15 protein-coding genes are annotated in these 21,294 nt (G+C 61.6%); 7 read left to right on the plus strand and 8 right to left on the minus strand.

The window, feature by feature from the left end; translation table 11 throughout:
* Window positions 1–8: 8 nt before the first annotated feature.
* The 5 genes from E8K79_RS20360 to E8K79_RS20380 all read right to left on the minus strand — a co-directional run bounded on the left by E8K79_RS20360 (window position 9) and on the right by E8K79_RS20380 (window position 8,784).
* Entirely contained in the window at window positions 9–3,191 is a 3,183-nt protein-coding gene (locus E8K79_RS20360; RefSeq protein ID WP_136516359.1) for a DUF3971 domain-containing protein, read from the minus strand.
* A gap of 87 nt (window positions 3,192–3,278) precedes the next feature.
* A complete protein-coding gene (locus E8K79_RS20365) occupies window positions 3,279–5,540 on the minus strand; it encodes a sensor histidine kinase (RefSeq protein ID WP_136516360.1) in 2,262 nt (753 codons plus the stop codon).
* A 128-nt stretch (window positions 5,541–5,668) separates the two neighbouring features.
* The gene (lpxC, locus tag E8K79_RS20370) at window positions 5,669–6,586 is read right to left on the minus strand and encodes a UDP-3-O-acyl-N-acetylglucosamine deacetylase (RefSeq protein ID WP_136516361.1); all 918 of its coding nucleotides are present in this window, start codon (window positions 6,584–6,586) and stop codon (window positions 5,669–5,671) included.
* Between the two features lie 192 nt (window positions 6,587–6,778).
* Window positions 6,779–8,464 (minus strand): ABC1 kinase family protein, encoded by a 1,686-nt coding sequence (locus E8K79_RS20375; RefSeq protein ID WP_136516362.1) that lies wholly within the window; start codon window positions 8,462–8,464, stop codon window positions 6,779–6,781.
* On the minus strand, window positions 8,452–8,784 hold the full coding sequence (locus E8K79_RS20380; protein ID WP_136516363.1) for a phasin family protein: 333 nt from the start codon (window positions 8,782–8,784) through the stop codon (window positions 8,452–8,454). Before E8K79_RS20380 ends, E8K79_RS20375 begins: the two co-directional genes overlap by 13 nt.
* A gap of 154 nt (window positions 8,785–8,938) precedes the next feature.
* Between E8K79_RS20380 and E8K79_RS20385 the strand changes: the two genes are divergently transcribed.
* Together E8K79_RS20385 and msrA are read left to right on the plus strand one after the other, a co-directional pair.
* Window positions 8,939–10,726 carry a GspE/PulE family protein gene (locus E8K79_RS20385; protein ID WP_136516364.1) on the plus strand — a complete coding sequence of 596 codons (1,788 nt, stop codon included), beginning with the start codon at window positions 8,939–8,941 and terminating at the stop codon, window positions 10,724–10,726.
* Between the two features lie 71 nt (window positions 10,727–10,797).
* Window positions 10,798–11,340 (plus strand): peptide-methionine (S)-S-oxide reductase MsrA, encoded by a 543-nt coding sequence (gene msrA / locus E8K79_RS20390; RefSeq protein ID WP_136516365.1) that lies wholly within the window; start codon window positions 10,798–10,800, stop codon window positions 11,338–11,340.
* Between the two features lie 22 nt (window positions 11,341–11,362).
* Here msrA and E8K79_RS20395 read toward each other — a convergent pair whose 3' ends face one another.
* From E8K79_RS20395 to E8K79_RS20405, 3 genes are all read right to left on the minus strand, one after another.
* Window positions 11,363–13,501, minus strand: coding sequence for a hybrid sensor histidine kinase/response regulator (locus tag E8K79_RS20395; protein WP_136516366.1), 2,139 nt, complete (start codon window positions 13,499–13,501; stop codon window positions 11,363–11,365).
* Window positions 13,502–13,562: 61 nt separating this feature from the next.
* The gene (gene glgC, locus E8K79_RS20400) at window positions 13,563–14,798 is read right to left on the minus strand and encodes a glucose-1-phosphate adenylyltransferase (RefSeq protein ID WP_136516367.1); all 1,236 of its coding nucleotides are present in this window, start codon (window positions 14,796–14,798) and stop codon (window positions 13,563–13,565) included.
* Between the two features lie 39 nt (window positions 14,799–14,837).
* Window positions 14,838–16,094: a ChaN family lipoprotein gene (locus E8K79_RS20405; protein WP_136516368.1), complete on the minus strand. Its 1,257-nt coding sequence runs from the start codon at window positions 16,092–16,094 to the stop codon at window positions 14,838–14,840.
* Window positions 16,095–16,515: 421 nt separating this feature from the next.
* Between E8K79_RS20405 and leuB the strand changes: the two genes are divergently transcribed.
* The 5 genes from leuB to rplM all read left to right on the plus strand — a co-directional run bounded on the left by leuB (window position 16,516) and on the right by rplM (window position 21,289).
* A complete protein-coding gene (leuB, locus tag E8K79_RS20410) occupies window positions 16,516–17,604 on the plus strand; it encodes a 3-isopropylmalate dehydrogenase (RefSeq protein ID WP_135872910.1) in 1,089 nt (362 codons plus the stop codon).
* A 65-nt stretch (window positions 17,605–17,669) separates the two neighbouring features.
* Entirely contained in the window at window positions 17,670–18,767 is a 1,098-nt protein-coding gene (gene asd, locus E8K79_RS20415; RefSeq protein ID WP_135872907.1) for an aspartate-semialdehyde dehydrogenase, read from the plus strand.
* A 125-nt stretch (window positions 18,768–18,892) separates the two neighbouring features.
* A complete protein-coding gene (locus E8K79_RS20420; RefSeq protein ID WP_136516369.1) occupies window positions 18,893–19,912 on the plus strand; it encodes an aspartate-semialdehyde dehydrogenase in 1,020 nt (339 codons plus the stop codon).
* Between the two features lie 71 nt (window positions 19,913–19,983).
* Entirely contained in the window at window positions 19,984–20,736 is a 753-nt protein-coding gene (gene truA / locus E8K79_RS20425; protein ID WP_136516370.1) for a tRNA pseudouridine(38-40) synthase TruA, read from the plus strand.
* Between the two features lie 124 nt (window positions 20,737–20,860).
* Window positions 20,861–21,289 (plus strand): 50S ribosomal protein L13, encoded by a 429-nt coding sequence (rplM, locus tag E8K79_RS20430; RefSeq protein WP_135872901.1) that lies wholly within the window; start codon window positions 20,861–20,863, stop codon window positions 21,287–21,289.
* Window positions 21,290–21,294: the final 5 nt, after the last annotated feature.

Here is a 21,294-nt window from a genome sequence, read left to right on the forward strand (position 1 = left end):
GTTCCCGGCTAGCGCCCGATGACAACCTCTCCGGTGTCGGTTATGAGGCGCGCGGGAAGCTCGAACACCCGCTTGAAGATGTTGAAGACACCCTTAGCCAGGGACTTCACCGGGACCGCAGTGACCTGGGGATCGTCGATGCGCCCCTTAGCCTCGAAATAGGTGGTGATAAGGCTCTTGTCCTTGCCGGTCAGGATCCAGCCGACGATAGGGATCTTGCTCACCACCTTGTCCACGGTCTGCAGCGGTTGGACTCCTATGTTCAGGTCCACCTCGTTTTTCACCAGGTCCATCTTTCCCACCGCCGAGATGTTCATCGCGTTGCTGTCCAGAAACAGGTTCTGCGTGGAGGCGATGCCGTTGTTGAAGGTAATGTCGCCGGTGATCCTGTTGAAGGGCATCCCTCCCGAGACCATGTCCGGGAGCTCCCCCTTGAAGAGCTGCGACACGTTCAGGATCGAGAAGACCTTGGAGAGCGTAGAGAACTTACGGATCGTGCCGCGCTCGATGCGGGCCTTCGCACTCCCCTGGATGCTTCTTTTCAGTTCCGCACCCGTCTCGCCGCGTGCGGTCAGCTCGGCCTGCAGCGACAGCGAGCCGGTCACCTGTTGTTTCTTCACCCCAAGGGCATGCAGCAACCGGTCTGCGGAGACCTTCTGCGCGCTGCAAGACAGGGTGTGGCGGGGTTGCCCGCCGGTGAACTCAGTACGCAGCCTGCCGGTCATCTCTCCCTCGAAGGAGGCGCACTCGAAGGGGAGCAACTGCAGCACACGGTTTTCGTAGAAGACGCTGGTGCGCAGGTGCTGGAAAGGGAAGTCGTTCAGGACGCCTTCCGTCGCGGTTACATGGGCACGAACCGTCACGCGGCTGTCACCCCCCTGGTTGCCGCCGAAAAGCGGCAGCAGGTCATCCGGGTCTAGATACCCAGCGTTCACTTGGAGCTCAATTGCCGGGTGCTGCAGGTCCTTCACGCCCCCCTTCAACTGCAGCGAACTTTTGCCCAGTATGGCGGAAAGCGAGGCGATCTGCAGGCTGTCGTTGTGGTAGGTGATGCTGCCGTGCACCCGCTCTACGCGGAGAGCCGGAGCGCCGCCGGCGTAACCGAGATCGGCCGGGTCGACCGACGGGGAGCTGAAGGTGATCTGCCAGATCGGGTTCTGCATCCCGGTAACGACGCCGCGACCGGAAAAGAGCGTGCTGCCGAGGCGCACCTGGAGCTGGGAGGTCTCGAAGCTCTCGCCGTTGATCTTCACCGTCCCGTTCACCCCGGTCAGCAATTTCCCCTTGTCCCAGGGCTTCAGGGTCACCCCGGCGAGGCCCACGTTGCCGGTCCAGAAAAGCCGCTCCATGTCGGGGCCGGCGGCGTGGAGGGCAAGCTGTACCTGGCCGGTCGGGTGGTACTTCTTCACCATGGGGACGAGCTGCCCCACCTCGTTGCTTTGGAACTGGTTGGTCCGGATGTCGAAGCTAACCGGGCCGTCGTAGCGGCTTAGCGCGGTGGCGGAAAGGGCGGCGGGGTAGAGCTGGTAGTTGAGGGCGTTTATGCGGAACTTCTCCTTGTCGAAGTCCATGCTGAAGGAGATGCTGTTCGGGCGTCCCGCCGGTTTGGCGACTAGGTCCTTGAAGGCGTAGGAGGCGGTGGTGAGGTCGCTGTCACCCGAGAGCCGGTACAGCGCGGTGGTCCCTTCCCCCTTGAGGTTCACCATGCCGTTCGTGGTGAACGAGGCGATCCCTTTCCCGAGCAGCCACACCACCTCGGGCTGTCTGGGCTGCACCTTGGCGGTGAACGGGTATTGGCAGGGGTGGTCGAGTGGGTAATCGGTGATGCGTCCTTCGAGCGACATCGGGGATGTGCCGAAGCGGCCGGTCATCCCCTTCAGGAGGAAGTCCTTGCCGGAGAGCTCCAACTGCCCCTTGATACCGGTGAAAACCGGGATCCCCGAGCCGTAGTTCACCACCCCATCCTCGACGTGCGCCTTGATGTAGAGGACGTTGTAGTTCTGTCCTCGTTCCATGTGCAGGATCTGGCTCACCCGGCCGTCCAGGCGCCCCTGGTCCAGTCGATAGACGCCGCCGGTGATCTTCTGCTCGATGAAATGCGAGGTGTCGTCGACGATGATCCCGTAGGGGATGTACTGCCGGTAGTTGCGCAGGTTGAAGCTGTTCGTGGTGGCTTCGGCGGTGATGCGGATATCGCCCGAACGAAGGTCAGAGAGCTTCACCTTGCCGTTCACCTTGAAGCCGTCCAGGTCGACCTTGACGTGGTCGATGGCGAGATCGCGGTTACTAAGCTCTAGGGAACAGGAGCCTTTGAAGAGCTTCGGGGTGAGCCGGGCGTGGAACACCTTCGGGTACTCGAGGTTCAGCCTGGTGAAGCGGTATTCCGTTTTCGCGGTGAAGGCGTTCAGGCGCCCCTTTATGCTCGCCTCGAGCGCCAGCTCACCGGCCAGGCTCTTGAAGGGGACGAAGCGGCTGTAATAAGGCCAGAAGTGCCCGACGTCGACCGGGCCGGTTTTGATCTTGCCGTGGATCGGCATCGCCGCGAGGGAGGCGCCGGCTGCGGGGATCTCCGCGACCCCGGAAAGCTCGATGGGGACCATGGATCTCCCCGAGGCGAGCTGCCCGGAGAGCTTGAAGTCGCAGTCCTTGCCGCGGATGATGCGGCTTAGCTGCAGGTCGGTGTCGGAGAGTTCGGTCACCACCGGCTGATCGGAAAATGCGTAGTCGGCGAAACGGATCTTCGCCTTTTTGAGCTCGACGCGCCGAATGCCCGGGGTTTCGCCGCCGCTTGGGGTCAGCATATCTGAGATGTTGAATACCCCCTGGCGGTCGCGCCAGAGATGGACAACGGGGCGTTCTAATTGGATACGGGAGAGCACGAGTTTGCCGCTTAAAAGCGGCAGGATGGCGATGCGCACGGTGAGCCGGTCAGCGCTCGCGAAGTCGGAGCTACCGTCCTTCTCCTTGATGGTGACGCCGGTGAAGGTGAAGGCCGGGGTGAGGCGGACAGTGAAGGCGCCGGACTGGTACTGCAGGTCACGTTTCAGGGCGCTCTTTACCTGTGCCAGGATGTCGGCCTTGTAGGTGTCGAGATCCAGCAGCCGTGGGAGAAGGCTCGCCGCAAGTACCGCGATGGTGAGTATCGTAGCGATGAGCGGCAAAAGCCACGCGCGCACCTTTTTAAGCGTCATATCGATATCTCCGTGGCAGGAAGCGGCGGCAATACCCGCCCCGTCCTCGGTTCCGAATGGTAATTGTCAACTGTGTCGGCCGGCCGCTCAGGCGTCGGCAGGCAGCTCGATGATGAAGCGACTTCCCTTCGGGTAATTCTCCTTGGCACGGATGAAACCGTGGTGGTCGGAGATGATGGTGTTCACGATGGCAAGCCCGAGGCCGGTGCCGCTCTTCTTCCTCGAGAAGTACGGCTCGAACAGGCGCGGCCTGTCCTCGGCGGGGATGCCGTGGCCGGTGTCCGAGACGGTGAAGGTGGCCATCTTGAGCGTGCTGTCGTAGCAGGTGGCTAGTTCGACCTCTCCCTCCCCCTCGATGGCGGCGACCGCGTTGTCCAAGAGGTTGATCACCACGCGCTTGATCTGGTCGCGGTCCAGCATGATGGGCGGCATCTTCTCGTCGGCGTTGAGCGAGAAGCGTATGTGGCGGTGCCCTTCCTCGTAGAGGGTGAGCGCCTCCTTCAGGATGCCGTTTAGGTCGTTTGGCTTCGGCACCGATGCGGGCATCCGGGCGAAGTTTGAGAACTCGTTCACCAGCCCCTTCAACTCGTCCACCGACTTGATGATCATGGCGGTGCACTGGTCGAAGACCTCCTCCTCCCCCTCGAAGCGTGACAGGTAGCGCTTTCTGAGCCGCTGCGCCGAGAGCTGGATCGGGGTGAGTGGGTTCTTGATCTCGTGGGCGATCCTTCTTGCCACCTCGCGCCAGGCCGCCATCCTCTGGGCCTTGATCAGGGAAGTGAGGTCGTCGAGCACCACTACCATCCCCATGAAGGCGTCGTTCTCGTCCTTCAGGACGGTCAGGTTGGTGAGCAGGGTGAGCTCGCCGTCGCGCATCGGGATGGTCACCTGGCGCACGATGGAGTCGTGCTTTTGGAGCACCATGTCGCGCAAAAGCCCCTTGACGATGTCCAGGTGATCCGGCTGCAGCACCTCGCGGAAGTTCTTGCCGTTCACCTTGTCGGTGTTGATGAGCAGGAGCTTCTCAGCCGACTTGTTCACCGTGGTGAGGAGCCCGTCCTTGTCCACCGAGATGATGCCGGCAGTCACGTTGGCGAGAACCGCCTCCATGTAGCGGCGCCGCTGCTCCAGCTCCGTGTTGCTCTTTTGCAGCTCCTCGTTGGTGTGCTGCAGGGCGAGCTGGTTTGCGCGCAGGTCCTCGGTCATCCGGTTGAAGGAAGCGATGAGCATGCCGATCTCGTCGCCGCTTCCCTCCCCGAGGTGCACGTCCAGGTTCCCCTCCGCCACCTGCCGGGTCGCCTCGGCCAGTTCCTGGATCGGGATGGTGAGGCTGCGGGCGAGGTACACCCCGAACCAGACCGCGAGGAACACGATCACCATGGTGATCAGGAAAAGGGTGAGGATGTAGCCGGTGGCGATCGGGTGCTTGAGGATCTTCAGCTGACGGAACTCGTGGTACGAGGCGGAGATCTCACGCATCTTCGAGACGAGGGAGTAGGGGACGTAGTAGTTTACGACGATGACGCCGACGACGTCCTTGTCGTTGAAATTGCTACGGATCGGCACTATGCCGCGGATCAGGTCCGCCTTGCCGATCGCGTTCACCCGGGTGAGCTTCTGCCCGGCGAGCCCCACGTTGATGTCCTCGGAGGAGGGGTTGGTGAACTCGCTCAATGGGAGCTTCGGGTTCGCGGCACGGAAGAGCTCCTCGCGCTGCGCCGAGAAGACCTCGACGACGCCCAGGTTGTATTCCTCCTGTTTCTGGCGTACCAGGGCCTTCAACTGGGGCAGGTTCTCGTCGTTTAGGAGCTTTCTCTCCTTGATGGTGTCGCTGATCTGCTGGCCGTAGTAGAGGGAGTTGGCCGCAGAGGTCTTGTAGTAGACCTGCGCCACCTCCATCGACTCGTTCAGCGAGGTCTCCACCTGTTTGTTGAACCAGTTCTGGATGCTGTTGGTTATGAAACCGGCCGACACGAAGAAAAGGAGCATGGTCGGCACGAGCGACAGGGTGACGAAGGCGAGCACGAGTTTCGTACGCAGCTTGGCACCGGGGGTGTTCTTGCGTCGCTCGAGGAACAGCTTCGTGATGTTCCTGAACACGAGATAAACGAGGAGGATGATAAGGAGGATGATGACGTTGATGATGCCGAAGATGACGATGTTGCTTACCATCGGCACCTCGGAGGAGAGGCGCGACAGGTGGATCTCGAAGTAGGTGAGCAGGACGATAGAGATGAGCGAAACGACGACGATGACCGCCTCGCGCTTTCTCTTTCTGATCTCGCTGGGGGAAAGATCGCTTCCCTGGCTGTGCGGGGGAAGCCCTCCTTTTTGGGCAGACATCGGCATCAGGCCACTCTATACGAACGGGCTAGGGATTTCAAGCACTTCGACGCGACACTGGAAACGAGAAAAGCAGCCCCCGTAAGGAGCTGCTTCTTTTTTATCTCGATCTCGATCCGACCCTCGGACAGCCTCTAGGCCTCCAGCCAGGAAAGCTCCGGCAGGGCGATGTTGAAGGGGGCGTTGAAGGCCTGCGGGGTGAACTCGATCAGGGTGTAGCAGTCCGGACGCTTCAGAAGCTCCATGACCAGCTTGTGGTTCAGGTCGTGTCCGGACTTGGACGCCTTCACGTGGCCGATCAGGCGGTGACCGGCGAGCGACATGTCGCCTACGGAGTCAAGGATCTTGTGGCGCACGAACTCGTCCTGGAACCTGAGCCCCTCGGGGTTCAGCACCCCCTGGTCGCCGATGACGATGGCGTTGTCCAGCGAGCCGCCGAGCGCCAGGCCGTGTGCCTTCATCATCTCGACTTCGGCCAGGAAGCAGAAGGTGCGCGCGGAGGCGAACTCGTCGGCGAAGTTGCTCTGGGTGAACTCAAGCGAACGGGCCTGGCTCTTTACCGCCGGGTGCGGGAAGTGCAGGTCGAAGGAGATCTTGTAATGGCGCGAAGGGATGATGGACGCCTTCTTGTCCCCCTCGGTGATGGAAACCGGCTTCTTGACCACCAGGTACTTGCGTGCCTTCTTCGACTCCTTGATGCCGGCCTTGGCGATAGCGGCCACGAAGGGGGCGGCGGAGCCGTCCATGATGGGAACCTCCGGGCCGTTGATGTCGATGTGGGCGTTGTCGATGCCGCAGCCGTAGAGAGCCGCCATGAGGTGTTCGATGGTGGAGACGGTCGTCTCGCCGTTGCCGATGGTGGTGTTCAGCTTCGTGTTCACGACGTTCATCGCGTGTGCTTCTATGGAAACTGCCGGGGTGAGGTCAACCCTGTGGAAGACGATGCCGGTGCCGGGATCTGCCGGACGCAGCGTGATGGTGATCGTCTTGCCGGTGTGCAGGCCGATGCCGCTGAAGGTTACCTTGTTCCCTAAAGTCTGTTGGAATATCATCTGCTTGCTCCTGATAATCAGTATGCTTACCATCAAGCAAGTTGTGCGCCAAATCGGCCGCCGCGCTTCTCATTGGAAAAAAGCACGCTGCTACGCTCTTGTAGACGGGATCGTTTCGAGGAGGGGGAGGGAAAACGGGTGTGGTAAAAATGCGCCTGTGGTGTCAGCGCAACGAGCGGTGTGGCTTTTTTGCTACAGTCTGCCGGAGCGGAGGATGGCGATCATCCACCAGATGCCGACCAGGCCGGCGCAGGTGTAGCCGAAGAAGGCGAAGGCGGGGAGTCCCCAGAGCATGGGGCCGCGGTTTCCCTGCATGGCGATGGACGAGCCGATCAGCAGGGCGGCGATGATGAGGGAGAGGCAGAGCCGGTTCGCCGAGCGGTCCAGCTCCTTGGAGAAGCGGTCCAGGCCGCGGTGCTCCAGGTCGATGCGGAACTTGTTGCGGTTTACCTTGTTTAGGATCTCCTTCACGTCGCGCGGCAGGTTGCGGGCGAGGGTGAGGTACCCCTCGATCCCCTGCTCCATCTCGTGGAAGAGGCGCCCCGGGGAGCGCTGCCGGCGGAACTCGCGCTCCAGGAAGGGGCGCAGGTGCCCCACCATGTCGAAGTCCGGGTCAAGCCGGCGCCCCATCCCCTCGACCACCACCAGCACCTTCACCAGCATGGTGAGGTCCGGGTGCACCTTGATGCGGTGCGTGGAGATCAGGTCGATGAACTCCATGAGCATGCGTCCGACCTCGATCTCCTTGAGCGGGATCTCGAAATAGCTGTCGATGAATTCGGCGAGCGCCTTCTTGAGCGCCTGCATGTTGACCGTCTCCGCGGCGTCGCCCGCCTCCACGATGACGTAGGCAAGCCCCTCGACGTCGCGGTTGATTACCGCCACGAGGACGTCGGTCAGGTAACGCTTCACGGCGGGGTCGAGCCTCCCCACCATCCCGAAATCGAGGAGGCAGATCACGTTGTCCTTCAGGATGAGGACGTTGCCGGGATGGGGATCGCCGTGGAAGAAGCCATGCTCGAGCACCATCTTCAGGAAGACCCTGGCGCCGCGTGCGGCGATCTCGCGGTGGTCGAGTCCCGCCTCCTCGATGGCCAGGGTGTCGCTCACCTTGATCCCTTCCACGTACTCGGTGGTGAGCACCCCTTTCGAAGTCGCCTCCCAGTAGACCTTCGGGAAGTAGAGTGTCGCGTCCCCCTTGAAGTTGTCCCGGATCTTCTCGATGGCGTGCCCCTCGCGGGTGAGGTCCAGCTCACGCCTGATGGTGTAGGAAAACTCGCGCACCACCCCGACCGGGTCGTAGATGTCGCTGCGGGCCATGTGGCGCTCCAAAAGAAGGGCCACCCCCATGAGGATGTCGATGTCGGTTTCCACCGCCTCGACCACGCCCGGGCGCCGTACCTTTACTACCACGTCCTCGCCGGTGACGAGCGTGGCGCGGTGCACCTGGGCGATGGAGGCCCCCGCGATCGCCTCCGGCTCCACGTATAGGAAACGCTGCTCGAGCGGGACACCAAGCTCGTGCTCGATCTGCTCTTTGATCTCCTCGAAGGGGATGCACGGGATCTTGTCCTGCAGGTGGGTGAGCTCCTGGACGAAGGAGGCCGGGATGATGTCGGCGCGGGTGGAGAGGAGCTGCCCCAACTTGATGAAAGTGGTGCCAAGCTCCTCGAGGGCCAGACGCAGGCGCTCCGGCGCCGACAGGTGGGCCGCCTTCGGGGGGCGCCGCCTGAGGACCCGGCGTGAGAAATCCACCACCTGCCCGAGGTTCAGGTACTCGAGCAGGTGCCCGAGCCCGTACCCCCCGATGACGGTGATGATCTGGCGGTAGCGCCTGATGCTCCTGACGTTGCGGTTTATGTTTACTATCCTAAACACTCATCCTCCGGCTGCGAGTTGACGCCCTCGGCCTGCAGCGCCTCGAGCGTCTTCACGCGCCGTTCCAGCTTTTCGAACTCCTCCCGCGACACCATACCCATCCGGTCCAGCGCCTTCTTCACTTCGGTCTCGGCCATCTCGGCGCTCTTTTGTTGCCCGGTGCGCGCCATCTCCTGGATCCGCTCAAGGAACGCCCGCCCTTCCTCCTCGCTGATCTTGTAGCGCGACTTCATCTCCTGGATCATCTCCTCGCCCTTTTTCTGGGTGATCGCCGCCGCACCGAGAGCCGTCAGCACTGCCTTCTCGAACAGTTCGAACATGGTACCCCTCCTCTGGCATCTGTAGTGGATCGCCTTACTCATAGGCGCCAATTAATGATACCGGCGGGGCCTCCATTGTCAAACTTGCACGTCCTTGACATCACTATGTTTCTCGCGGATACTCGCAGGCTTATTCCCATTAGAAGGTGGAGCTATGCAGAAAAAGAAAGCGGTGACCATAAAGAACGTGGCGCTTATCCTCCTGCAGCGGGAGCTGATCAGCCACGAGCAGTTCGACGAGCTCATGCAGAAGGGGGAGGCGCAGGCGAGTCGGCTGGCCGGGGCGCAGCAGGCGGGGTATTCGCGCAGGCTGCAGCAGGGGCCGGAGAAGCCGTCTCCCGCCGAGGTCATCGCGTCGCTCAACCTGGAGGTCCCCGGCTCCGGCGGCAGGCTCCTTACCGAGGACGCCATCACCGAGGTGCTGGCCGCCGCGGTAGGGATGCCGTACATGAAGATCAACCCGATGAAGCTCGACCTGGACGTGGTGACGGCGCACATCTCGCGACCCTTCGCCCTGCGGCACATGATCGTCCCGGTGGGGAGTGCCGACGGCGTGGTGACCCTCGCCGTCGCGGACCCCTTCAACGACGAGGTGATCGAGGAGCTTAGGAGTATTAAGCGGCTGGAGTTTCGCCGCGTGCTCGCCTCGCGTAACGACATCCTGAAGATCCTGAGGGAGTTCTTCGGTTTCAGGGCGTCGGTGCAGGCCGCCGAGAGCGAGGTCGCCGCCTCCGTCGATCTCGGCAATCTCGAGCAGTTCGTGCGCCTGAAAAGCGGGCACGAGATCGAGGGGACGGACCGCAACATCATCTCGGCGGTCGATTTCCTGCTGCAGTACGCCTTCGACCAGAGGGCGAGCGACATCCATATCGAGCCCAAGCGGGAGAAGTCCCTGGTGCGCCTGCGGGTGGACGGGGTGCTGCACAACGTGCACGTGGTCCCGAAGCAGTTGCATCCCCCGATCGTCTCCCGGATCAAGATGCTCTCCCGCATGGATCTGGCCGAGAAGAGGCGCCCGCAGGACGGCAGGATCAAGACGAGCCATGACGGCCGCGAGGTCGAACTGCGCGTCTCGACGCTTCCGGTAGCCTTCGGGGAGAAGGTGGTGATCAGGATATTCGACCCCGACGTCCTGATGCAGGAACTGGACACCATCGGCTTCTACCCGAGGGAGTACCAGCTCTACAGCTCTTTTTTGCGCCGACCAAACGGCATCATCCTCGTCACCGGTCCCACCGGCAGCGGCAAGACAACGACGCTCTACTCGTCGCTTAGGACGCTCTCCTCGCCGGAGGTGAACATCGTGACCGTCGAGGACCCGATCGAGATGGTGATGGAGGAGTTCAACCAGGTAGGCGTGCAGTCAGGGATCGGGGTGACCTTCGACAAGGTGCTGAGAAACGTGCTGAGGCAGGACCCGGACATCATCATGATCGGCGAGATAAGGGACAAGGAGACGGCGGAGAACGCGGTGCAGGCGGCGCTCACCGGGCACCTGGTGCTCTCCACGCTGCACACGAACGACGCCGCGTCTTCGGTGACGCGCCTTTTGGATCTCGGCGTTCCCTCCTTTTTGATCTCCTCCACCGTGGTGGGCATCATCGCGCAGCGGCTTTTGCGGAAGATCTGCCCCGCCTGCAGGAAGGAGCGTCACCTGAGCGCGGAGGAGGCCGAGTACCTGGGGCTCAAGCGCACCCCCGCGGTCTGGGCGGGCGAGGGGTGTCCTGAGTGCCGCGGCACCGGCTACAAGGGAAGGACCGGGATCTTCGAGGTGCTCGACGTGAACGAGTCGATCAAGGCTGTGATCACCGAGCGGATGGACCTGGGCGAGCTGCAGGGGGCCGCCCACAAAGACGGCCTGGTGACCCTGCGGGAGCTTGCCGTGAGGAAGATGCTGGAGGGGATCACCACCTACGAAGAGGTCATCGCGGTGACCGGGTAGGGCCGACCACTGACCAGGCTGGCCGCGTCGGACCAGTCGGACGCGGTGCCGCTGGCGCCAAAGGAGAAACCATGAACAACAGCCTCACCCAGACCGCCATCTTTGCCGGCGGTTGCTTTTGGTGCATGGAGCCGGTCTTCGACAGCATCCCCGGCGTCCTCTCGGTGATGCCCGGCTACAGCGGCGGCTTTCTGCCCGACCCCAGCTACCAGCAGGTCTGCGAGGGTGAAACGGGCCACCTCGAGGCGGTGGAGATCGTCTTCGATCCCTCGCAGGTGAGTTACCGGGAGCTGCTGCTGGTCTTCTGGCGCAACATAGACCCCACCACGAAAAACAGGCAGTTCTGCGACTACGGCCCCCAGTACCAGACCGCGGTCTTTTACCTAAACGAGGAACAGCGACGGGAAGCCGAGGAATCGCGCGACGAGGCGCAACGGATGAACCTTCTGGGGGCGTCGGTGCTGACGGAAATACGCCCGGCGTCGGAGTTCTACCCGGCCGAGGAGTACCACCAGCAGTACTACAAGAAGAACCCGTACCACTACCAGCGCTACCATGATGGATGCGGCCGCAACTGGCGCCTGAAGGAATTGTGGGGCGAAAAGAAGGGATAGGCGGGTAACCGCTCCCGGTGCGCTACCGGCGGCAGGCCACCTTTTCAAGCGTCTGCTGCAGGTCACTGCAGCGGTACGGTTTGACCACTGCAGCGCAGAAGCCGTACTCGGTGTAGCTCGCCATGACCGGGTCGTTCGAGTAGCCGCTCGATACGATCAATTTCGCTTTCGGGTCGAGTTCCAGAATCCGCTGCGCCGCCTCTTTTCCCCCCATCCCCGCAGGTATGGTCAGGTCCATGATGGCCGCCGCGAACACCTCTCCCCCCTCGAACGCTTCCCGATAGAGCCGCACCGCCTCTTCGCCCGTGCCGCAGGTCGCCACGCGATAACCGAGGTACTGCAGCATCTCCTGCGCCAGGGTCCTTATCGGCTCTTCGTCGTCCATCACCAGTACGCTTACCCCGCCCCCGCCGCGAGACAATGCGGGCTCCGCCTGCGCTTCCTGCTCCGGCGCGGCTTCCCCCGCCGAGGGGAGGTAGAAGGTGAGCGTGGTCCCCTCGCCCGGTGCGGAATCGACCTCCACCTTGCCGCCGTGCCTGCTGACGATGGAGTGGACCGAGGCGAGCCCGAGGCCGCTCCCTCCGGGCTTCGTGCTGTAGTAGGGATCGAAGATCTGCTTCTGCTCCTGGTACGGGATGCCGCACCCCTCATCGGTGAAGGATACCTTCACGTACTCCCCCGCCGGCAGCATCACGGGGTTCTCTTCGGGTAGCGGGATATTTTCCGCCTGCACCGAAAGGACGCCCCCTCCGGGCATGGCCTGGCAGGCGTTGATGATCACGTTGCTGAAGGCCTGGTTTATCTGCCCCTCGTCCGCCTCGATGGCGTGCAGGTCGGCGGGGAGGTTCACTTTGGTCTGCACCTTGGTGCCGTGCAGCGCGAGGGAGAGAGATTCCTGCACCAGTTTTACGACCGAGACCACCTTCTTGATCGGCTGTCCCCCCTTGGAAAAAGTGAGGAGTTGGTGCGCGAGCTCGGCGGCGCGCTGCGACGCCTTCTCGGCGTTTTTGACCGGAGCCAGGGCAGGGTGGTTTCCCTCCAGCATCAGTTCCGCGAAGGATAGGTTGCCGAGGATCCCGGTGAGGATGTTGTTGAAGTCGTGTGCGATGCCGCCTGCCAGGACCCCCAGTGACTCGAGCTTCTGGGCCTTCAGGATCTCGCTTTGCATCGCTTCCCACTTGGTGATGTCGGTGAAGGTGAAAAGGATGCGGTGGTAAACCAGGCGGGTGTTGAGGATGACGTGCCGCAAGGTGCCGTCGATGCAGCTGATCTTCGCTTCGATGGGGGCGATGACGCCGCTCTCCAGGGTCTCGCCGATCCCGGCGCGCCAGGACCCGAGGATCTCGTCGCGGTAGGAGGGATCTGGAAGGGCCCGCTGCATGAGCTCCTCCAGGGTGGGGCGGTCGGCGGAGACGAAGCCGAGCCAGTCGCTCACGTAACCGTTCACGTACTCGATGACGCCCGCCTCGTTGGCCCACGCGACCCCCGCCGGCATCTCCTCCATGAGCACCTTGAGGGTCTCCTCGTTCTGTCTGAGCGCCTCCTCGATCTCTTTGCGCGCGGTGATGTCGCGCACCAGCACGATGATCCGGTCGATGCCGCCGATCTCGGCGCGGCGCAGGCTCACCTCGGACCAGAACAGGGAGCCGTCCTTTTTTCTGCTGCGCCACTCAAAGGTCTGCGCCGTCCCCTGGGCCGCGAGCTTCAACAGGCGCTGCGCCTCCTCTTCGGAGTAGGGGGGCTCACCGAGGCTCAGCTGCTGCAGCGTGAGGTTTAGGGCCTCCTCTTGCGTATAGCCGAACATGTCGCACATGGTCCGGTTCACGTCGACGAGGGCACCGGTCGCGGCGTCATGTATGAAGAGGGCGTCGTTGACGTTGTGGTAGATCGCCTGGAAGCGCGCCTCGCTCTGCTCCAGTTTCGTCATCGATTCGGCAAGGCGTCCGGTGAAGCGCCCGATCAACTGGTAGAGCAGGAACGAGGTGACCAGGATGAAGAGTAGCCCCTTGTAGACCTCGATCTTATCGGCGATGTGGCGGTCGGTGACCAGCCAGATCAGGGCATACCCGGAAAGGTAGATCCAGGCGCTGCCGAAAAGGGCATAGACCCCCACGATCTTGTGGATCTCGCGTTGCTGGCTCTTCTTGATTGCTCCCCGCATGCGTGCTCCCGCCGGAAGGCGTCTGGCTGCGGTGGCCGGAGGTGATCTCTGTTGTTTACTTCTAGGAAGCCAGCGAGACGACGACTATCCCCGATTCAGTCACCCGATACCCTTTGGCCTGGTCCTTCTCGTGATCGTAGCCGATCTCCGTCCCGTCCGGGATTACTACGTTCTTGTCGATGATGGCCCGCTTGATCTTCACGTGTCGCCCCACCGTCACGTTCTCGAAGAGGATGGAATCCTCCACGGTGCTGTAGCTGTTCACCTTACAGCGCGGCCCGAGGATGGTACGGGTCACCGTGGCGCCGCTCGTGATGCACCCGGCGCAGACGTAGGAGTCGATGTTGACGCCGCGTCTTCCTTCCTCGTCGAAAACGGTCTTTGCGGGGGGCAGGTTCCCCTGGTTGGTCAGGATCGGCCACTTGTAGTTGTACAGGTTAAGCTGTGGCGAGACGTGGATCAGGTCCATGTTCGCCTCGTAATAAGACTCGATGGTCCCTACGTCCTTCCAGTACCCCTTCTCCTCGGCCTTCATGCCCGGAATGATGTTGTCGTTGAAGTTGTAGGCGAAGACCTTGTCACGGTTTTCCAGCATCATCGGGATGACGTGCTTGCCGAAATCAAGATCCTCGTGCCTCTTCTTCCCTTCCAGCAGTACCTCGATCAGCTTCTTAGTGGAGAAGATGTAGTTCCCCATGGAAGCGAAGCAGGTGTCGCGGCCGGGAATGCTCTCGGGCTGTTTCGGCTTTTCCTTGAAATCGGTGATCTTGTAGTCCTCGTCCACGGAGAAAACGCCGAACCGGCTGGCCTCCTGCACCGGCACCTCGAGTGCCGCAACGGTGAGATCGGCCCGGTTCCTGCGGTGGTAGTCGATCATCTGGCTTACGTCCATCTTGTAGATGTGATCTCCGCCGAAGATGGCGACGTAGTCGGCGTCGGAGGATTCAACGAAGCGCAGGTACTGCAGGATGGCGTCGGCGGTTCCCTTGAACCACTCCTCGTTTTCCGTGCTGGTCTCTGGCGATATGGCCACGAAAAACTCCCCGAGGCCGGTCCATTTACCCCACGATTCGCGAATGTGCTTGTTGAGCGAATAGGCGCGGTACTGGGTCAGGATGTAGACCTTCTTGATCCCCGAGTTGAAGAGGTTGCTCAGCACGAAGTCGATGATCTTGTATTTGCCGCCGAACATGACGCTCGGCTTGGCCCTTCTGATGGTGAGGGGGCTCAGCCTTTCCCCCTTGCCTCCGGCAAGCACCATGGCGATGGTGTTCCCGACATTACTCATGGCGTACATGACATATCCTCCTGGATGCTTTTGCGATTACATGCCGGGTCACGGCTTGCCGTGCTGATGCTGTTTGCCTTCCTTGTAGAGCACCTCTAGGGAGAGCGTCTCCCCCTTGCGTTCCACCTTTAGTTTGGATTTGTCCCCCGGGTGCTTCTGCTTGATGGCCCACACGAGATCGAACGATTCCTTCAGCGGCTCCCCGTCCATCTCCTGGATCACGTCTCCCTCCTGGAGCCCGGCGCGCGAGGCGTTGGAATCCGGGAGTACCATTTTCACGGTAAGGCCGGAGCCCTTGCCGGTCGGCTCGAACATGACGCCGAGCTGGACCTCGGGCTGCGGGAGCCCCTCGTAGGCGTAGTGCACCAGGAAGTCGTACGGCGGCGCGGGAAAGTCCGGCAGATCGACGTTCATGGTCACCGGCTCTTCCTTTCTGGTAACCACCACCTCACGGCCGCCGATGGTGACGTGGGAGGTGGGGACGCGGCGAAACACCCGGCGCGGGATGCCGAAGCCGTAGCCTATGTGGTTTCCTCCCGCGATGATGACGAGGCTGCGCTCCTTGCCGGCGGGGCTCGCAAGGTAGCGCGCCGCCGTCTCGGCCATGGTCTCGTCCCACAGGGTCTGGACCCGCAGGAACCCCTCGACGGCCATCTTGCCGTGGCTGTGGTCGGCGAAGATGCTTTCGGTCTGGGCGTGCTGGTACCGGTCGGTGAGGTCCATCTCCGGGAGCTGGGCCTTCTGCTCGGCGGTGAGTGCGGAAAGATCGCCGCTGCGCACCGCCTGCACGATTTCCTTCTCGGCGTTCAGGGCGATCACCGGGATGTGCTTGTCCCTGCAGAAAAGGAGCAGATCGCGGTAGTAGCTGAAGTCCATCCTCCAGGTGTCGAACCAGTGCGACTGCTTGATGAAGGACTTCTCGTCCAGTTCCCCTGCGACCCAGCGGTCCAGCACCGGTTGCTGCGAGCGCGTGAACATCTCCATCCCGAGCGCGACCTTCCCCGGTTTGCGCTCCTCCATCGCCTTCAGGACGTCCAGCTCCAGGCGGTGCGCCGCCGGGTTGTCGTGGGTCTCCCCGACATAGACGACCCGTGCGTCGGTCACCACGGCGTTCATCTGCTGCTGTGTCACCAGTATCCCGGTCGGGAGATGGATGATGTCGCCGACCTTTGGAGGGGCGGAGAGCGGGTATGGGTTCTCAGGGTTGCCGAGCACGTGGCTTCCGGCGGAGGTCGTGGAACAGGCGGTCATGGCAAGAAGGGAGAGGACGGCGGCGAGCCGCCCCAAGCGAGCTGCGAATGGCATTGCGTCTCCTGAATCAGATGTAGTCGTTTCGGTTTTGCCGGCATGATGTCACGGCTCCGGAAAAGGCTGTTCGGTTGCGCAGGTAATGATACCTTCTCTAATGAACTTGTCCAGCAGCCCCTCGTCATGAGAGGTGGCGAAGAGGGGGTGAGGCTGCACCGCATAGCAAGTGCGGCTTTACTGAAACGGTGCGGAGAATGTACCACAACACTTCATTGAGATAAACTGAAAGTTTTACCGTTCTCTAATAAAACGGTTGTCGCAGTGTTCTTTTTCATGCGTCGACTGGATGAGGCGTTGCCGTTTTAACTCTCGTCAAGGTTTGGGACGCTAAACGTATGTTTGACGGCCTTTTTTATGTTGACAATATGACAGTCCCGCAAATAGAATCGCCTATTTAATACATATCGGAGGTTGTGCAATGGGACAGCTTTTTAAGGTAGCGGTACTGCCGGGTGACGGCATCGGTCCGGAGGTAATGGCAGAGGCACTGAAGGTACTCGATGCGATCGAAAAACGCTACGACGTGAAATTCGAGCGGACGCACGCCAACGTGGGCGGCGCAGGCATCGATCTCGAGGGGCGCGCCCTTCCTGAGACCACCGTAAATATATGCAAGGCTTCCGACGCCATTCTCTTTGGTTCCGTGGGCGGGCCCAAGTGGGAAACCCTGCCGCCGGACGAGCAGCCGGAGCGTGGCGCCCTTTTGCCGCTCAGAAAGATCTTCGGCCTCTACGCGAACCTGCGTCCCGCCATCATCTTCCCGTCGCTCACGAGCGCCTCCTCCCTTAAGGAAGAGGTGATTGCGGGCGGCTTCGATATCCTGGTGATCCGCGAACTGACCGGCGGCATCTACTTCTCCCAGCCCAAGGGGATCGACGGGGAAGGGCGCGAGCGCGTCGGCGTCGACACCATGCGCTACAGCGTGCCGGAGATCGAGCGCATCGCTCACGTCGCCTTCCAGGCGGCGAGAAAGCGCGGCAAGAAGGTCTGCTCCATCGACAAGGCGAACGTCCTTTCCACCTCGGTGCTCTGGCGCGAGATCGTGATCAACATCGCCAAGGAATACCCGGACGTCGAGCTCTCCCACATGTATGTGGACAACGCCGCCATGCAGCTGGTAAGGTGGCCGAAGCAATTTGACGTCATCCTCTGCGAGAACATGTTCGGCGACATCCTCTCCGACGAGGCCGCCATGCTCACCGGCTCGCTCGGGATGCTCCCCTCCGCCTCGCTTGCCGAAGGGACCTTCGGCATGTACGAGCCCTCCGGCGGCAGCGCCCCGGACATCGCCGGCCAGGGAATCGCGAACCCGATCGCCCAGATCCTTTCCGCAGGGATGATGCTGCGTTACTCCTTCGGCATGGTCGAGGCGGCCGACGCCATCGACAACGCCGTCGCCCGCGTGCTCGACGAAGGGTACCGCACCCGCGACATCTACCAGGAGAAGGCGGGCGAGAAGCTGGTCAACACGAAGGAGATCGGCGACGCCATCATCGCGAACCTTTAATCACAGTGGAGGCAGGTACGCCTGCCGGTGTCTATAAAACAATTCATCAGAAAGGAAGATCGCCTATGAAAGTCGGTATGGTCGGTTGGCGTGGCATGGTTGGCTCCGTTCTCATGCAGCGCATGCAGGAAGAGAACGATTTTGCTGGAATCGAGCCGGTATTCTTCACAACTTCGCAGGTAGGTCAGGCAGCCCCCATGAACGCGGGGACGCTCAAGGACGCCTCGGACATCAACGAGCTGAAGAAACTGGACGTGATCATCACCTGCCAGGGGGGTGACTACACCAAGGCGGTCCGTCCCGAGCTGAAGAAGGCCGGCTGGAACGGTTACTGGATCGACGCGGCAAGCACCCTGCGCATGGAGGACGACGCGGTCATCATCCTCGATCCGATCAACCGCAACGTCATCGACGCGGCGCTTTCCAAAGGGGTCAAGGACTACATCGGCGGCAACTGCACCGTTAGCCTCATGCTCATGGGCCTGGGCGGCCTCTTCAAGGCGGGCGTTGTGGAGTGGCTCTCCTCGATGACCTACCAGGCGGCCTCCGGCGCCGGCGCTCCGAACATGCGCGAGCTCCTCTCCCAGATGGGCGTGCTGCACGGCGCCGTTGCCGATCAGCTCGCCACCCCGGGCTCCGCGATCCTCGAAATCGACAGGAAGGTTACCGCCACCTTGAGAAGCGCCGAGATGCCGACCAAGGAATTCGGCTTCCCGCTGGCCGGCAGCGTGCTCCCGTGGATCGACCGCGAGGTCGAGGACGGGCAGAGCCGCGAGGAGTGGAAGGGATACGCCGAGACCAACAAGATCCTCGGTGCGACGAACCCGATCCCGGTGGACGGACTCTGCGTCCGCGTGGGGGCCATGCGCTGCCACAGCCAGGCGATCACCATGAAGCTCACCAAGGACATCCCGATCGGTGAGATCGAGGACATGATCAAGAATGACAACCAGTGGGTGAAGTTCATCCCCAACAACAAGGCCGACTCCCTGGCGGGGCTTACCCCGGCAGCCGTTTCCGGCTCGCTAACCGTACCGGTGGGCCGCGTGCGCAAGATGAAGATGGGGCCGCAGTACCTCTCCGCCTTCACCTGTGGCGATCAGCTCCTGTGGGGTGCCGCCGAGCCGCTGCGCCGCATGCTGCAGATCCTGAAGGAGCGCTAGGAACAGCGGACAATTGGCGATGGACAATTGACGATTGTCCGACTGGTCGAACTACAACGGAGCGCGTCGCCCCTTTCTTTTTGGGTGGCGCGCTCCCGTTTTTGTCTTGAGGAGATGTAACAAGTATGAAGAAAACGTGGAACGTAGCAGTGGTGGGCGCGACCGGCGCCGTGGGAACCCAGATGATCGAGTGTCTCGTGGAGCGGAACTTCCCGGTAGGGAAGGTCAAGTTCCTGGCGAGCTCGAGAAGTGCCGGACAGGTGCTTGAATACGACGGCAAGCCGGTGACCGTTGAGGAGCTGACCCACGACTCCTTCGATGGGATCGACATCGCCCTCTTCTCGGCGGGCGGGGCCCGCTCCGAGGAGTTTTGCCCCTCAGCCGTGAAGGCCGGCGCTGTCTGCATCGACAATTCCAGCGCTTGGCGCATGAACCCTGACGTGCCGCTCGTGGTGCCCGAGGTGAACCCGCACGCTATCGCCGGCTACAAGAAAAAGGGGATCATCGCGAACCCGAACTGCTCCACCATCCAGATGGTGGTGGCATTGAAGCCGTTGCACGACTTCGGCTCCATCAAGAGGATCGTCGTCTCCACCTACCAGGCCGTTTCCGGGACCGGGAACAAGGCGATCGACGAGCTGCGCGTCCAGACCGGCGAACTTTTGAACGGCCGTCCCCCGAAGGTCGAGATCTACCCGCACCGCATCGCCTTCAACTGTCTGCCGCAGATCGATTCCTTCTGTGACAACGGTTACACGAAGGAAGAGATGAAGATGGTGAACGAGACCCGGAAGATCATGGAGGCGGACATCGCCACCACCGCCACCTGCGTCAGGGTGCCGGTTTTCTACGGGCATTCCGAGTCGGTGAACATCGAGACGGAGAAGAAGATCACCGTCGCCAAGGCGCGCGAGCTTCTGGAGGATGCGCCCGGCGTGGAGCTGGTGGACAACCCGGGCAACGGCGAGTACCCGATGGCGATGGACGTGGCCGGGGAGGATCTCACCCTGGTAGGCCGCATCCGCGAGGACGCTACCATCAAGAACGGCCTGAACCTCTGGGTCGTTGCCGACAACCTGAGAAAAGGTGCCGCCACCAACGCCGTGCAAATCGCCGAGCTGCTGGTCGAAGATTATTTGAAGTAGCCTTTAAAGTCAGACTGGTCCGACTGGTCCGACTGGTCCGACTGGTCCGACTGGTCCGACCCCGGAAAATTATGCGCAACATCAAGCTGATAATCGAATACGACGGCACCGCCTATGCCGGCTGGCAGGTGCAGCCAAACGCGCTCACCATCCAGGAGGTCGTGGAGAAGGCACTCGCGCAGATGCTCGGCGAGCGAACCCTCCTGCACGCCTCCGGCCGCACCGACGCGGGCGTGCACGCCCGCGGCATGGTCGCCTGCTTCAAGACCGAACGCACCATACCGCTGCGCGCCTTCCGTGAGGGGCTGAACACGATCCTCCCGAGCGACATCGCGGTGCGCGACGCCGCCGAGGTGCCGCTCGACTTCCACCCGCGCTTTGATGCGCAGGCGAAGCACTACCGCTACACCATGCTGCTTGACGACCTCCGTTCACCGCTTGCCCGCCACACCGCCTGGCGCGTGAAGGGAAAACTCGACATCGAGGCGATGCGTGCGGCGTGCAAGGTCTTCGTGGGCGAGCACGACTTCGCCGCCTTCCGGGGCTCGAACTGCGCCGCTAAGACCACGGTGCGCCGCATCTACAGCATGGAGCTTTTGCAGGATGGGCGCCTGCTTCACCTGGACATCAACGGCAGCGGCTTTCTCAAAAACATGGTCCGCATCATCACCGGTACGCTCATAGATGTTGGGCAGGGAAGACTCTCCGTGGCGGACGTGACGCGGCTTCTCAATGGGGGAGATCGTCAAAAGGCAGGGATGACGGTACCGCCGCAGGGGCTCTGTCTTATGCAGGTTTTTTACCCCCAACAGGACGGTGAATGACAGGCTTTTAACAGTCCTTTAATCTCCTGCCCGGTTTTTTGTCTTGACATGGGCGGGCGATTCGATTAAATTCTCAATCTTCTGTAAGTTAATGTGCTAATTCCAGATAGCTGTGAGGTTTTCGATGAAGACGCAAGTCGCCAAAAAAGAAGAAGTGACCAGGGATTGGTACCTGGTTGATGTGGATAGTAAGGTGCTCGGCCGTGTCGCGACTGAAATCGCCAACGTGCTGCGCGGCAAGAACAAGCCGACCTTTACCCCGAGTGTGGACACCGGCGACTTTGTCATCGTCGTGAACGCAGAGAAGATCGCCCTGACCGGCAAGAAGTTTTCCGACAAGACCTACTACAGCCACTCCTCCTTCCCGGGTGGCCTGAAAGAGATCACTGCCGGCAAGCTCATCGACAAGAAGCCGGAAGAGCTGATCAAGAAAGCAGTGAAGGGCATGCTTCCGAAAAACAAGCTCGCCCGTCACATGCTCAAGAAGCTGAAGATCTACAGTGGCGGCGCTCATCCGCATGCTGCTCAGAATCCTAAGAATCTGAACATTTAATTCGT

It is taken from the genome of Geomonas edaphica (assembly GCF_004917075.1).
GTDB lineage: Bacteria > Desulfobacterota > Desulfuromonadia > Geobacterales > Geobacteraceae > Geomonas > Geomonas edaphica.

Excerpts from the sequence above, each read along its gene's own strand:
- E8K79_RS20360 (WP_136516359.1), bottom strand. The coding sequence starts at position 3,191 with ATGACGCTTAAAAAGGTGCGCGCGTGGCTTTTGCCGCTCATCGCTACG.
- E8K79_RS20365 (WP_136516360.1), bottom strand. The coding sequence starts at position 5,540 with ATGCCGATGTCTGCCCAAAAAGGAGGGCTTCCCCCGCACAGCCAGGGA.
- lpxC (WP_136516361.1), bottom strand. The coding sequence starts at position 6,586 with ATGATATTCCAACAGACTTTAGGGAACAAGGTAACCTTCAGCGGCATC.
- E8K79_RS20380 (WP_136516363.1), bottom strand. The coding sequence starts at position 8,784 with ATGTTCGAACTGTTCGAGAAGGCAGTGCTGACGGCTCTCGGTGCGGCG.
- E8K79_RS20385 (WP_136516364.1), top strand. The coding sequence starts at position 8,939 with ATGCAGAAAAAGAAAGCGGTGACCATAAAGAACGTGGCGCTTATCCTC.
- msrA (WP_136516365.1), top strand. The coding sequence starts at position 10,798 with ATGAACAACAGCCTCACCCAGACCGCCATCTTTGCCGGCGGTTGCTTT.
- E8K79_RS20395 (WP_136516366.1), bottom strand. The coding sequence starts at position 13,501 with ATGCGGGGAGCAATCAAGAAGAGCCAGCAACGCGAGATCCACAAGATC.
- glgC (WP_136516367.1), bottom strand. The coding sequence starts at position 14,798 with ATGTACGCCATGAGTAATGTCGGGAACACCATCGCCATGGTGCTTGCC.
- E8K79_RS20405 (WP_136516368.1), bottom strand. The coding sequence starts at position 16,094 with ATGCCATTCGCAGCTCGCTTGGGGCGGCTCGCCGCCGTCCTCTCCCTT.
- leuB (WP_135872910.1), top strand. The coding sequence starts at position 16,516 with ATGGGACAGCTTTTTAAGGTAGCGGTACTGCCGGGTGACGGCATCGGT.
- asd (WP_135872907.1), top strand. The coding sequence starts at position 17,670 with ATGAAAGTCGGTATGGTCGGTTGGCGTGGCATGGTTGGCTCCGTTCTC.
- E8K79_RS20420 (WP_136516369.1), top strand. The coding sequence starts at position 18,893 with ATGAAGAAAACGTGGAACGTAGCAGTGGTGGGCGCGACCGGCGCCGTG.
- truA (WP_136516370.1), top strand. The coding sequence starts at position 19,984 with ATGCGCAACATCAAGCTGATAATCGAATACGACGGCACCGCCTATGCC.
- rplM (WP_135872901.1), top strand. The coding sequence starts at position 20,861 with ATGAAGACGCAAGTCGCCAAAAAAGAAGAAGTGACCAGGGATTGGTAC.